Raw genomic sequence first — 12,903 nt, 5'->3', positions numbered from 1 at the left:
TTGAAGCGTATATCGCGACGAAGATCATGCTTTTCGGCAACCGTTTGTGCGTAGCGAAGAATCTCTGGCTGAGTTGCGTAGCGCTCACTCCAGGTCCACTCTTTCTGTAGTTCAGGGTCCCAGCTGTAGGAGTAGTCCACGGTGAGGATGTCGCAGCGCGCGCCGGGATAGCGGTTCCAATACCAGGTGCCACCCACATCATCGGCAGCTTCCACAACGACCGTGTTAAAACCTGCTTTTCTGAGCCTGTACAGTTGATACATACCGGCAAAGCCTGCTCCGACAATAACTACGTCGACTTCAGTCACTGACTCACGGGTGTTTTCGCTCATGGGGCTTCTCTTTTTATTTTGTGAGGCTTATTTGTTAACGGACTATATTACCCATTTACGCATGTTTACCTAATCTTGCATCCCTAGCCCTGCAAACGCATCTGTATTTGCGAAAGAATGTGGATGATCAATACGTCTGCGCAAGAAACTATCGATTGAGTACACTGCGCGTCTCCACACAGCGAGCGACGTATGAATGTCTACCTTGTTTGACCCTGAAATGGCGACTCAAGCCTACATCGATAGCCTGGGTCCTGAGGCTTTAGCGAAAGCTGCGGCCTACACTGCGGGCGCGCACTGGTTGATACTGTGGGAGCTGATGGTATCGGCTTTGATTACGCTCCTCATAGTGCGTATGGGGGTGCTGGAAAAGGTCAGCAGCAAAGTCCCGACGCATCGTCATTGGCTGAACGCATTGCTTACCTCCCTCGTGTTTTCGTTTTTTTACTCTATGCTCAATTTGCCTTGGGAGTTTGTATCGGAATTTTTGCGTGAGACCCGTTATGGGCGGACAAGCCAGCCAGCTGGGGATTGGCTGCAGCAAGCGGTGCTTTCCATCGGGACATCCATGATCTTTGGTAGTCTATTTTTCACCGGTTTGTATTGGTTTGTTCGACGCACGGGTCGTGCCTGGTGGCTTTGGGCGAGCGGTTTCGCGATGGCGGTGGCAGCGCTATTGCTACTTGTTTCGCCCATTTTCATTGAGCCCTTGTTCAATGACTATACCGCTGTGCCGCCGGGCGAGGTTCGCGTCGCTCTGGAATCAATGGCTGACGAGGCGGGTATCGAACACGACCGAATTTTTATGTATGACGGTTCCCGACAATCGAACAACTTTACCGCGAATGTGTCTGGCTTAGGTTCTGCAGCGCGGATTGCGATTTCAGATATTGCCTTTAACAGGGCATCATTAGACGAGGTTAAAGCCGTCACGGGTCATGAGATCGGTCATTACGTGCTTGGCCACGTTTGGCGAGTGCTGTTTGCGCTGTGTGCATTGGCGCTAATCTCTTTCCTCTTGATAGATCGTTTTTTTGATTTCTTCGCTCGCTTGTTTGGATCAAAGGCTCGTTTATCAGACCCAGTGGGCTTGCCGGTATTTTTGTTTGTAGTGGGATTGGTGTTAACACTTGCTCAGCCGGTGACTAACGCAGTGATTCGCGCGGGTGAAAACGAAGCAGACCAATACTCGCTGGAGACGGTGAATCTACCGGATGCGCTGGCGGGCGCTCTGGTTAAGACGGCTGAGTATCGATATCCCAGACCGTCACCGCTGCAGGAGTTGCTTTTTTATACCCATCCCTCGGTAGAAAAACGAGTCCGTCGCGCGATGAAGTGGAAGCAGCAATCGCAATAAGACTTCACCATGGGGTGTGCGATATGGGCGGCCTGTCTGGCCTCAGATGAGAGCGACTTCTTTGTAAGGAATTTTTGCTGCTCTTTTGTTGTCGAACACTTGCTACAAGCGCGCCAAGCGCCCGGATGATTTAGGATGATCTAACAATGCTCACAGGTGAACGTCAATGAAACACATTTTAGTGGCCACGCTCTTCGCGGTGCTTTCAACCCAAAGTATTGCCGTTACTCAAGGCGATGTCGCTCCTCCTTGGAGCGGGACGGATCTCATCACAGGAGACTCTGTGGATTTTCCGGACGTACTCGGCGGGAAGCCCGCAGTGGTCTTGTTTTGGGCAACTTGGTGCCCCTATTGCAAAGCTTTCATGCCGCGTGCGGCTGAGATTCAAGCTGAATACGCTGATGCGGGTGTTCAGATTATCAGCCTGAATCATAAAGAACGGGGTTACGGTGATGCTGCGGCTTACGCCAAATCGTTGGGTTTTCCACTCGTTGCTATCGCCGATGCGGATAGCATCGGTGATGCTTGGAGCATCGACTTTATTCCGGGTCTGTTGGTGGTTGATGGTGAGGGCAACGTGGCTTACCGACGGCGTAGCACGAACCTGCCCGCAGGTTCCAAGGTATCGCAGATATGGGCCAGCGAAGTTCGAGCCGTGCTGGATGACTTGCTGTCATCAGACGCGGCCGGCTCTTAGTCGTTTCCAGCTTTTCTTTGGCGCCTTAGTCCTGACACTAGCCCGCTGCCGCTGATCTTAAAGCGTAGGCGGCGCGCGGAAAGTGTACGTGCAAGGTGCCGAATTCTTGGGTTTCTCGCTTCAGGATTACGCGTTCTGCTGTGATTGCGGCCAAGGATCCGGTGACCGGTACAACACCGTAGTCTTCGGGCTGAATCTCAAGGCTTTGGCCGATCTCAAATTCACAGCTTAAATCGCTGGCTGGCAAAGGACGCGGCTCTGCATTTTTGGCACTCGCGAAGGCATCGCCCTGATTGATTTCTGTGCGCTGACCGTGGCCGAAAGCGCTGACCGCTTCGTACCATCGCAAAACATTCTTAGCTGCTGGGGGAAGCTTTCCGCCACAACTTAGGTGTAGCCAGATTGGGTGATACACCGCAAAGTCTGGAGCGCTGGGGGCGCTGCCGCCAAGCCATTCACTATCGCCCAGGACGCGCTCCAGATTGTCGAAGATTCCAGACATCACGTTTCGCGCGTCCTTTGCGGGCTTTGCGGTGGTGGTGCCGCCGTCTAGGATGCCGCTGCGGTCTTTGACGAAACGGTAAGTTCCCACGGGACCAAAATTCATGATCATGGTGCCAAGGAGCTTCGGCGCCGACACAGAAGTGATTGCTGCAAAGAAGCCATCACCTTGGGCTTCTTGCATGAGCTCCAGTGCCGCACCGTCTACCTTATAAGGGTCTAAGGCTGGCTGGTTAGCAGCGACGGCGATTTCTTGTGCGATCAGTGCTGAGTCACAAAAGATATCGGCACCCTGCTGGGCGATTGGTATGCGGCGATACCCGCCTGATAATGGGTCAACATTGGGTCGCGGCGGCCAGGCTGGCGATGGAAGAGATTGCCAACTGCTGCTGGTGTAGCCAAACATCAGTCGGATCTTTTCCGCAAAAGGAGAGCTTTCGTAATGGTGAAGGATCATTGATTCGCTCATGGGCCTGTCCTTGAATGTTGGATGCGAGAAAGTATCACGCTTCCCTCTTATACTGGGGTATGAAAAAAAATTCGCCTTTCTTAGTAGCCCCGCTTATCGCCACCGCCATGGTGACGGCTTGCCAATCCTCTGTTGTGGTTGATACTACAGGCGCTGGTGGTCGCAGCTTTACTCAAGGTCAGATCTTGGAAGATGAAGCATACCCGTCGGCCAATGCGAGTATCGGTGATACCAATGGAGACGGGTATCTGGACATAGTGCTGGTAAAAGGCCGCCACTGGCCATTGCAGAACCTGGTTCGCTATGGGGACGGAGAGGGAGGTTTTTCTCCGGTTTCAGCTATAGGTCCCGGGCCTGATCGATCGTACACCGGCGAGCTGTTTGATCTGGACAGTGACGGGGATTTGGACATGCTGATAAGCAACGATTCTCCAGACCCTAAACGCGTGTTGCATAACGATGGTCAGGGAGTGTTCACAGAGGTCCAGCAGTTCGGTTCTCCCGATTGGAACACTCGGCATGTGTCTATCGCTGACCTCAACGGCGACGGTCTTGTAGATGTGATTGCTGCAAACAGAGGCGGACGCAAAATTACTGATAGCTTTGTTTGCTTTGGGATTGCCAAGGGCCGTTTTAGCGAGTCCTGCGAGGTGATCTATCGGGGATCCGCGACCACGATTACTCCCTCGGACGTTGACGGCGATGGCGATGTCGACTTGATCATTCCTCACCGGGACGGTGGTCAGAGTGAAGTACGTCTGAACGACGGAGAAGGGGGGTTTTACGACCGCAAAGCCTTCGGCCCGCCGAAAGTTGGTTATCGCTCGGCCGCTGTGGCGGATTTTGATAACGATGGTCGCGTCGACATCGCAATAATCGCACCCGGATCTAGTACGGGCGTAGGGGGCTCTGCTCCTGATGGGGGTAACCACGTGATTGCGGCACCACGCATCGGTATGTTTTACGGAGAACCAGATCTGGAATTTAGTTCCCTCATATCCATGACGGAATCAGCGGAGCGACCCTACGCGATACTTGCCGAAGATGTGGATAGAGACGGACGTACTGATCTGATTGTCGGATTTATCGAGGCACGTCCTGCGATATGGTTCAACGAAGGGGATCGAAGATTCACCGAGACGCGATTTGGCGACCAGTTTGGCGAGAAGGAGGGCACCACCTACGGTTTCGCGGTAGATGATGTTAACGGCGATGGGTTGATAGACATCGTGGCAGCTCGATCCGATGCGCCCAACATGGTCTATTTCGGAAAGTGAGGCTGTTTCTACTGAAGCACGATCGCTAGGGGGCGTTAAAACCGAAAGCCCATTTCCAGCTTTCGCCGTCGTTTACATACACCGTGGTCGGATAGACACGCATATCTTCAAACTGTTGTTGATCACAGATGGCTTTTACGCTGCCCGTCAGCGTCAGCACTGCCACCTTTGGTAATACCCGCGTGGCCTCCCCTTCGCTTAGGACAAAACTGTCTACATCACAGAAGGGGCCGGTCCAGTTAGCGATGGTATCGGTCTTATTGGCAAAGTAGTCGCCAAACACGTTTACGAAGGAAATGTCATCAGCGGTTAGCTTCAACAATGCGTTTGCGTCGCGAGTGCGCCATGTTTCCCAAACAGCGGACTCCACAGCCAGCAGAGACTCGAGTAAGGAACCCTCTGGTGCCGCTTCGCTCGCCGCCAAGCTTTCATTACTCGCGGGCGCTGGCGAATTAGCAGCGGAATCAGGCGTCACTATAGCGTTCTCTCCGTGATAGGCGATCTGCCAGCTGCCCTCTTTGTATATCCACAGTGTCGAGGCGCGAACGGGCGTGGGTAGGGTGATTGATATGTCACCACTCGCGCAGCTCGCTTGGATGTCCATGCGATAGCTCAGCACGTAGGCGTCTTCACTGACTTCTGTGATCTGCGCCAAGCTCAGTGCTAAAGGATCACTCACTTCGCAATTGATTGCGCTGACCATACCCACCGCATAATCCTTGCTCGCTCGGTAACCTTTTTGGAACAAGAAAAAGTCGTCGCTCATCCTGGCCGAATAGCCGGCTGCATCGCCCTCTAGAAACGCTTCGATGATTTGACGATCCATCTCAAGGAAGGTCTGAGCATCGGGCGTTTGCGTTGGCTCGTCGGCCTGCGCGTGCGCCGCAATCATCACTATGGAAAGCAACATGATTTTTGGGTCTATTTTGCGCATTTAGATGGGATCTCCGGGCGGCATTTTCAGCGATATCGAGTCTGGGGCTTCGCCCGTCTCCTGCCAGTGAAGGATCTCTGCCGCCATGCTGTAACGGTGAGCATCGCGCTTGGACTTCTTTTCCAGGTCAATGCGCAAACGGTTAAGGCGATCGACTAATACGGCGCGAACGACGCCGCTAATTTTCGGATTGCTCGCACTGATCATCATTTCCCGAGTAGTCACTTGCTGAACAACCTGCAGGACCTTTTTTCGGTAATCGTCACTGGGTTCCCTGGCAGACCATGTGGCTTTGAGAATAGCATCGACCACTTCCTCGAGAGTAGGGTAGTCACCCATGCTGCCGTAGGCGGCTAGACGTTCCATGCGTGCAGGGTGCAGTACCGTTTGCACGGTGAGGCTGACCGATGCTTCTACGGCACCCAAGGCATCAAAGTAAAGACCGGTGCGCCCTGGGAATGCTTCGCCCTGATCGAAGCGTTGGGCGCGTGGTGGCAGAAGCGCGAGTACGTCCTTGGGCAGGGTCAGAAAGTCGACTTCCAGAGTCGATAGCACGGTGGACAGCGCATCGCGCTGTTCTTCAGCATCAACAATGGTAACCGCTTGCTGGCCGTCGCCGCGTAGTGTGTTGCGATAGTCAGCGCCACCAATACTTTGGGCTGCTGCATTCATTTGAAAGCGGTGGTGCATGTATAGCGGCAACAACACATACTCAAGGGTCGACACGGGCTCTCCGGTGCGTATCAACTCTTCCCCAAAGTTGTTCAAGCCGATTTCGCGCACTTTGATTTCATGCTTCAGGTGGTCAACCAGATTGTCGCCGTTGTCCCAGACGCTAGCGTAGGGATGTCCTGCACCACGAAAGTTATTGTTGTTGTGTGCCATGAAGAGAAGCCCGCTATCCAGACTCTCTTGAACAATTTTCCCCAGCTCAGCAGCTTCATCCGCGCTTTCGTCAAATTGCGTGTAGGAGTAGCGTACCGCCAGCTTGTCGTAATCGCCGATTCGCTGTGGATAGGCATTGGAGAAATCCAGCTCGCCATCCTCCGTGATTTCCACCAAAGGTGCCGGATAGTCCATGACGCTCTCACGGCCATAGCTGCTGGCGAGATAATTGTGAGGGAAGCCGAGGGTGTGGCCTATCTCGTGAGCGGAGAGCTGCCTAACGCGGTCCAGCGCCAGATTAACCGAGGCGGCGTTGTTCCCTGTGGCCGAGACAAGATAGTCAAATCCCGGTATGAGTCCTTGCCCATGGAGATAGTCCTGGCGCAGGCGCAGGCTACCCAGGTTGACGTTTCCTTTGATGATTTCACCGGTACGCGGATCGACCACTGAGTAGCCGTAGGAGTAACCCCGGGTGCGTCGGTGCGTCCAATGAATCATGTTGTATCGGATGTCTTGGGCGTCTACTCCCGCGGGCAATTCGCGGACCTGAAACGCGTCAATGAAGCCGGCGGCTTCAAACGCCTGATTCCACCAGCGGCCACCCTCTATGAGCGCGCTCTTGATAGGCTCGGGTACGCCGGGGTCCAGGTAGTAAACAATCGGTTCGATCGCCTCGGATTGGGCTGCACTGGGGTCTTTCTTTTCAAGGCGATGGCGGGCGACAAGGCGAACCACCAGGTCTTCGCCGATGGCCGTTCCGTAGTCCTGAATTGTTGGTCCGTTGGTGCCGATCCTTGGATCTGAAATGCGCGTTTTAAAACCGTCGTCGGGAAGTTTTACGATGGAGTGGTGTTGTCTGAGCGTTATCGACGATCCCGTCGCCGCCACTTTGTTGACCAGATCACCGGGAGCATCGCTGGTAAACGTGAGCATGGCTTCGACTTCGATGTTCTCGGGGAAGGCGGCAGTGTTATCGAGGTATATGGCGCTCCGAGATTTTTCTAACTTGAACTTACCCTGGTCCCGTCGCTTGATCTGGCCCACGACGTTTCGAGCATCGCGCAGGAAAAACTCTGTTGCATCGACGAGTATGCTGTTGTCGCCTTCGGCGACTATGTCGAACCCCCAGTGAACCGAGGGCGCAAAAGCGTCCTTTACAGCGGTTCGCTCCAGCTGATTGTCGCTTGTGGCGCGATACCGGTAGTTGGGCTCAATGAGCAAAACGCGTGGGCCGACACGCTTGGCCTCGAGGATGTGAGTGCCTCGAACTTGTCCACGATCAATGCCAATGGGGTTAGATCCAAGCCCAGAGCCCATAGATACCTGGTACAGAAATTCTGTGTCGAGCTTATCAATTTCCAGGTACATAGCTCCCGCGGAGCTATCCCAATAGAGATCGAAATACCCTGGCATGTGCTCTGCATCAGCTACTTTATCCGCCAAAGATGGCAGGTCAGCAGACCGAGCGTGGGACGAAGCGGCGAATAGAAGGACGATGAATATCTGTTGCAGTGTGCGCCGCGCAACAGCTTGCGTTGTCGATTCTACGGCTCGAAATAGGATCATTGTTTGTGGCCTCAATGCTGGTCTGTGTTACAGCGGGAATACATCAGTGTCGGTGATTATGCTGCCATCCTATACTATGTATGTCGTATTCATCAGCGATGCTCGGCTTGAAATTGCGAGGCGGGTGTTACGGGAGGTTTGCTCATGGGGATCATTGGAGTCTTACTGGCTGCGCTTATTGTGGGTTTTCTCGTGATGTCGAATATGTCGTCCTCGCCGGAGGAGCAAACTCTTGGGGAATCTCAGCAAAAGCCGGACACGACCCTGCAGCTTGAGACGGATAAGCCTGAAAACGCCATCGACTCGGTGCGACAACGGGCTGACAGCTTGCTTCAGAGCAGCGAAGACAAGTATCGGGAGCTCGATAAGTAGGCTTTTGGACAGACGCTCCCCAACACTGCTTTTGCCCTGATTCAAGTTTCTCTAGGGAGCTCTTACTTGTTCCGTCAGGTAAGTCAGAACCTGACCGTACTCATTATCGCTCAGGTTCATACCTTTGCCGATCATGCTGTTGAGCACTTCTTTCCACTCGTCAGGGCTTCTTGGTTTAGCTATCACCATATCGACACCGTGGCAGCTGCCGCAGGCCCTTTGTATCAGTTGTTTACCTTCGGCATTTGGGAGTACCGCACCCTCTGCAGATGCCGCCGCTGCTGCGGGCGAGGGTGGTTCAAGACGTAGCAGCATACCGTCAGTATCCCGCGGTCCCCGCAGCCTGCCCTCGGTTAGCAGGTAAATGTAGCCATCTGGTCCCTGGCGGATATCGCGAAAGCGCACACCAAGTTCTGTGAGCATGGTGTCGCCCTGCTTGATGAAGTCGCCCCGTATACTCATCTGCGCGACGGTTTTAGAGCCAGCGCCCGCTACCATCAGGCTGCCTTTTAAGCGTGGGAATTTATTACCGGTGTAAAAAAACATGTTCTCTGGGTTAAAGGCCGGGTTCCAGAAGAACAAAGGGTTGTCCATCCCTTCGCGATACCAGGGCCGCTCCGATACCAGGCTGCCCGAGTAATGCCGGCCAAAGGAGACCAGGGGCCAGCCGTAGTTGTGTCCCGGGATAACTCGATTGATTTCATCGCCCCCGGCGGGGCCAAATTCTGATGCCCACATTTCCCCGGTATTGGGATCCCAGGCGATGCCATAGACGTTCCGGTGTCCGTAGCTGTAGATCTCATCTTTCGCATTGGGATCATTTATGAAGGGGTTGTCCGATGGAGCCGACCCGTCTTCACGCACACGTAAAATAGTTCCGATATGATTTTTCAGGTTCTGTGCTTCGGGGCGCGCACTGGAAGTATCACTGGAGGTGGTGCCGTCACGATCGCCCACGCTGATGTAAAGCATGCCATCTGGCCCAAATACCATGCGTCCTCCATAGGTGCCCAAGGGGCTTTCCCAGGCATCGGCTACCAGTATGTCCTGCACGTCTTTTAAGCGACCTTCATCAAAACGCGCACGCAGGACCGCGAGCGTGGTTCCTGTTTCTGGCTCTCGATCTTTTGTGTAGGAGATGAATAGCTGCCGGTTAGTGACAAAACCCGGGTGAAGAACAATGTCGTGTAAACCGCCAAGCCCGACGTTGTTAATGGCTGGGAGCCCGGAGATCGGCTCCGGGTTAAGGACGCCATCCGTTACCACCCGCAGACGCCCAGGCCGCTCGGTAATCAGCATCTCCCGCCCACCGGGCAAAAAAACCAAGCCGTCAGGGTGAGATAACCCCTCTGCCATTTTAACCACGCGGATCGACATGCCACCCTTGCTCTTCAGGAGCATGGGCTTGTCTACAGCTGCACCACTCAGAGCGTCTTCCGGGTATGCCCGAGCAATCTGCGCAGGTGTCAGCGGTGCCGTGATGCCTGGCGTTTCGACGGTAGTCTCGCCAGATGCATCCGGCGCCGCGAAGGCGTTGAACGATAGAACCGCCAAGCCCAGCGCGACGCCTAGCTTGAGGCTGATTTCGTTACTGTAACTTTCGCTGAAGTTATTGACGAGTGACATAGGTTCTCCCGATTCGCGGACCGAGCGGTGCGCAGTTGCAGATTAACAATCTACAGTATTACCTCTTTTCCGAGAGTTTCACTGGCGAGCTAGCCTTCATGAGGCAGCTAGCCAAACTCCCACGCCGATCATTAGGGTGCCGGCGACACGGTTTAGTACCGCGACGTTACTGCGCTGCTTTAGAAGCTGCCGTAAAGCCTTGCCGCCCGTTGCGTACAGAGTCATGCAGAAAAGTTCTGATAGCAAGATGATCAGCAGAACAGCGCCATTGTGCGCATTAATAGGGCCGTTGGCGGTCAGCATGAACGGCGGTAACAGTGCCATAAAGAACGCCCAGCCCTTGGGATTGGCAATTGCTGTAACGAACCCCTGCAGCGCTAGAATGCGGCCAGCGGGAAAGGCAGAGCTGTCCAATTCTTCACTCGAGATGGCCATGGCCCCCCGGGATCGCCACAATTGTAGGCCCAGCCATAACATGTACAGCCCTCCGATGAGCTTGAATGCGGTGAACGCCGTCGGATACCGGAGCATCAAGCTGGCGACACCGATGCCGCTAAGGGTTGAGACCAGTGCAACGCCCAGTACTTCTCCTGTCATCATCCAGGCGGTGCGCTTCAGGCCTACGGTCATGCCCAGGGTCATAGCGAGGGTCATGCACATACCGGGCGTGGCCGAGATGAGCAGCATCGTCGGCACAAAGAGTATTAGTTTGGTGAAATCAATCAATCGGATTCCTAAGCTTCAGGCGTTAATGCTTGTGAGGAAAATTCTGATTTCCAGCCTGCCAGACTTTTGTGACTGTTGCTCACACCGGCCCGGCTGCTTACTATCATTAAAAATCTGCAACCACAAAACTCCGAAGTTTCACCGATTTTCAAGGAACAGAGCAATGAGAACATTTTTATTAGCCACCGCGGCGCTCGTCGCGGCTGTACCCGCCTTTGCAGCGGACATCGACGACAAAATTACCGCAGCGCTTGCAGACGACAGTCGCCCTGAAGCTCATCGCGAGCGTGATCGCAATCGTAAGCCCCTGGAGACGCTAAAGTTCTTTGGCCTCAAGGACGATATGCGCGTTTTGGAGCTGATTCCCGGGGGCGGTTGGTACACACGAGTGCTGGCCCCTGTGCTTGCGGAAAATGGAGAACTGTACGTCGCCCTTGGCGCTGGTCGTTTGAAGGATGGTTTGCTCACCGAGCCTGGCTTTGAAGGCGTAACAGTCATCGATGACGAAGCGAATATGCGTCGGGAGTCCGGCTCTCGCTATTACACGATGGATTCTGTGGCCCTGGATGTTGAAGACATCGATATGGTTCTGACCTTCCGTAACGTGCACAATTTTGACTCAACCGGGCGTGCTGGTATGCATGGGGCTGCGTTTGACGCGCTTAAATCAGGTGGTGTGTACGGTGTGGTCGATCACACAAAGCGTCACATGGAGTCCGAGACACCTGAGAATCGTCGTCGTGTCGATCCCGTGCAGGCTATCAAGGAAATCGAAGCTGCTGGCTTTGAGTTCGTTGATTACTCCACTTTGCATTATCGAGCGGACGATGAGCTGGAGTACGAAGTTGGGCGTAAATCGGTCACTGGTAACACGGACCGATTCACCTTGCTTTTCCGTAAGCCCTAGTCTCTGCCTCGACAAACAGTGACAAGGATGTTTCCTTGTCACTTGCAGTGGCCGCTCTAAAGTCCGAATCAGTAGCGGCGCTGCGCTAGGCTCTTCCATTAAGCAAAAGCCCGGCTAGTTCCGCGGGCTTCCAGTTGCGGTCTTGTGTACCGCTCTCCACCTGACGAATCAGTTCAACAACGCGTTGGTTTACCGGTGCTTTGAGTCCGAGTTTTTCGGCTTCGCGCACCACGGCCGCGTTGAGATAGTTTACCTCTGTAGTTTTGCCATTTTTCAGGTCCCACCACATCGAGGCACGGGCCGTTGGATCGATGGCGAGCATCTTTTGCGCCAGTCTCTGGAACAGCCAGTCAGGGGTGTTGATGAGTCGTGGAAGCCAATGCGGAGGAAGCGGTGACAGCCGCGGTAAATTCACCTTCTTTTTGTCCGTTACCGCCAGCATTTCGCGCATTAACGCCGCGATCAGTCGACGGAGCTCTCTGTTCTCGAGCATCTTTTTTACGGGAATGTCTGCAAGGGCATTCACAGCGTTGGCAAGATTCAACTGCAGCTTTGCCCACTGCTCGCTGCCAAAGTCACGGCTAGCACGAGTGGGCATTAGTTCGCTGTTCATCACGTCGGCCATCGCTTCGATGTCACCTTGCCCGTCCTCTTCGACCACCATGACTCCCTGAGTCGAGCGGTGTAATCGATCGGGCGCGGGCTGTGCTACGTTAGAGCCGAAGACAGCCTGCACCACACGGATGTCGCTAAAACGCCTACGGATCGCCTGATCACTGCCTAAACCGTTCTGACAACATATGACGGTGGTGTCATTGCCAATAAATGGCGCCATCTCTTCCAGCGCTGATTCAATTGCTGTGCACTTCACGGTAAGCCAGAGATAGTCGTACTGGATGTTCTGTTCGGCGTCCGCAAAAGACGGAGTTTCGACACAGGCCTCATTGCCCAGATAGTCACTGAGTATGAGTCCCTTTGACAGAGCATCGCGGACCGATGGCCTGGCGACCATAGTGCAATTGAGTCCTGCCAGCGAGAGTCCGCCAGCTATATATCCGCCGATTAAACCTGCGCCGAACACTAGATGGCGATTGTCGCTCATGAATTTTCCTTATCACACCGTTAGTGCTACTTGTTGAGACATCAGTTTCCCACGGCTTGGGATCTATAACGATAGCGTCTGATAAGTTTCTGCGGTGTCGTTAGCAACTGGATGTAAGTGCGTGCGAACGCTCCATAAAAATGGTTGCAAAA

12 protein-coding genes are annotated in these 12,903 nt (G+C 54.0%); 5 read left to right on the top strand and 7 right to left on the bottom strand.

Going from position 1 to position 12,903, the window contains the following annotated elements; translation table 11 throughout:
- A partial coding sequence (locus tag AB8B76_RS09230; RefSeq protein WP_405271888.1) for an FAD-dependent oxidoreductase occupies positions 1-332 on the bottom strand: 332 nt, incomplete at its 3' end.
- Between the two features lie 196 nt (positions 333-528).
- On the opposite strand from AB8B76_RS09230, the gene AB8B76_RS09225 reads away from it, so the two are divergent.
- The gene (locus tag AB8B76_RS09225) at positions 529-1,689 is read left to right on the top strand and encodes a M48 family metalloprotease (RefSeq protein WP_405271886.1); all 1,161 of its coding nucleotides are present in this window, start codon (positions 529-531) and stop codon (positions 1,687-1,689) included.
- Between the two features lie 166 nt (positions 1,690-1,855).
- Positions 1,856-2,386, top strand: coding sequence for a TlpA family protein disulfide reductase (locus tag AB8B76_RS09220; RefSeq protein ID WP_405271884.1), 531 nt, complete (start codon positions 1,856-1,858; stop codon positions 2,384-2,386).
- Between the two features lie 37 nt (positions 2,387-2,423).
- Here AB8B76_RS09220 and AB8B76_RS09215 read toward each other — a convergent pair whose 3' ends face one another.
- Entirely contained in the window at positions 2,424-3,356 is a 933-nt protein-coding gene (locus tag AB8B76_RS09215; protein ID WP_405271882.1) for a glutathione S-transferase family protein, read from the bottom strand.
- 185 nt (positions 3,357-3,541) lie between these two features.
- On the opposite strand from AB8B76_RS09215, the gene AB8B76_RS09210 reads away from it, so the two are divergent.
- Positions 3,542-4,633 carry an FG-GAP repeat domain-containing protein gene (locus AB8B76_RS09210; RefSeq protein ID WP_405271880.1) on the top strand — a complete coding sequence of 364 codons (1,092 nt, stop codon included), beginning with the start codon at positions 3,542-3,544 and terminating at the stop codon, positions 4,631-4,633.
- 25 nt (positions 4,634-4,658) lie between these two features.
- On the opposite strand, the gene AB8B76_RS09205 is transcribed toward AB8B76_RS09210, so the two are convergent.
- Both AB8B76_RS09205 and AB8B76_RS09200 read right to left on the bottom strand, forming a co-directional pair.
- Positions 4,659-5,567: a DUF4440 domain-containing protein gene (locus AB8B76_RS09205; RefSeq protein WP_405271878.1), complete on the bottom strand. Its 909-nt coding sequence runs from the start codon at positions 5,565-5,567 to the stop codon at positions 4,659-4,661.
- A complete protein-coding gene (locus AB8B76_RS09200) occupies positions 5,568-8,018 on the bottom strand; it encodes a zinc-dependent metalloprotease (protein ID WP_405271876.1) in 2,451 nt (816 codons plus the stop codon). It abuts the gene before it with no gap.
- A gap of 144 nt (positions 8,019-8,162) precedes the next feature.
- Between AB8B76_RS09200 and AB8B76_RS09195 the strand changes: the two genes are divergently transcribed.
- Entirely contained in the window at positions 8,163-8,390 is a 228-nt protein-coding gene (locus AB8B76_RS09195; RefSeq protein ID WP_405271874.1) for a hypothetical protein, read from the top strand.
- A 51-nt stretch (positions 8,391-8,441) separates the two neighbouring features.
- Here AB8B76_RS09195 and AB8B76_RS09190 read toward each other — a convergent pair whose 3' ends face one another.
- Positions 8,442-10,016 carry a PQQ-dependent sugar dehydrogenase gene (locus AB8B76_RS09190; protein WP_405271872.1) on the bottom strand — a complete coding sequence of 525 codons (1,575 nt, stop codon included), beginning with the start codon at positions 10,014-10,016 and terminating at the stop codon, positions 8,442-8,444.
- 96 nt (positions 10,017-10,112) lie between these two features.
- Positions 10,113-10,742 (bottom strand): LysE family translocator, encoded by a 630-nt coding sequence (locus AB8B76_RS09185; protein ID WP_405271870.1) that lies wholly within the window; start codon positions 10,740-10,742, stop codon positions 10,113-10,115.
- A gap of 163 nt (positions 10,743-10,905) precedes the next feature.
- Between AB8B76_RS09185 and AB8B76_RS09180 the strand changes: the two genes are divergently transcribed.
- Positions 10,906-11,649, top strand: coding sequence for a class I SAM-dependent methyltransferase (locus tag AB8B76_RS09180; protein ID WP_405271868.1), 744 nt, complete (start codon positions 10,906-10,908; stop codon positions 11,647-11,649).
- Positions 11,650-11,734: 85 nt separating this feature from the next.
- Here the strand turns inward: AB8B76_RS09180 and AB8B76_RS09175 are convergent, their stop codons facing one another.
- A complete protein-coding gene (locus AB8B76_RS09175; protein ID WP_405271866.1) occupies positions 11,735-12,751 on the bottom strand; it encodes a 2-dehydropantoate 2-reductase in 1,017 nt (338 codons plus the stop codon).
- Positions 12,752-12,903: the final 152 nt, after the last annotated feature.

This window comes from Congregibacter sp., from assembly GCF_045107095.1.
Lineage (GTDB): Bacteria > Pseudomonadota > Gammaproteobacteria > Pseudomonadales > Halieaceae > Congregibacter.
Note: the sequence above shows the minus strand (reverse complement) of the source record. Positions and strands in the feature narration are given on the sequence as shown.

Excerpts from the sequence above, each read along its gene's own strand:
- AB8B76_RS09180 (WP_405271868.1), top strand. The coding sequence starts at position 10,906 with ATGAGAACATTTTTATTAGCCACCGCGGCGCTCGTCGCGGCTGTACCC.
- AB8B76_RS09205 (WP_405271878.1), bottom strand. The coding sequence starts at position 5,567 with ATGCGCAAAATAGACCCAAAAATCATGTTGCTTTCCATAGTGATGATT.
- AB8B76_RS09225 (WP_405271886.1), top strand. The coding sequence starts at position 529 with ATGTCTACCTTGTTTGACCCTGAAATGGCGACTCAAGCCTACATCGAT.
- AB8B76_RS09190 (WP_405271872.1), bottom strand. The coding sequence starts at position 10,016 with ATGTCACTCGTCAATAACTTCAGCGAAAGTTACAGTAACGAAATCAGC.
- AB8B76_RS09220 (WP_405271884.1), top strand. The coding sequence starts at position 1,856 with ATGAAACACATTTTAGTGGCCACGCTCTTCGCGGTGCTTTCAACCCAA.
- AB8B76_RS09200 (WP_405271876.1), bottom strand. The coding sequence starts at position 8,018 with ATGATCCTATTTCGAGCCGTAGAATCGACAACGCAAGCTGTTGCGCGG.
- AB8B76_RS09195 (WP_405271874.1), top strand. The coding sequence starts at position 8,163 with ATGGGGATCATTGGAGTCTTACTGGCTGCGCTTATTGTGGGTTTTCTC.
- AB8B76_RS09215 (WP_405271882.1), bottom strand. The coding sequence starts at position 3,356 with ATGAGCGAATCAATGATCCTTCACCATTACGAAAGCTCTCCTTTTGCG.
- AB8B76_RS09175 (WP_405271866.1), bottom strand. The coding sequence starts at position 12,751 with ATGAGCGACAATCGCCATCTAGTGTTCGGCGCAGGTTTAATCGGCGGA.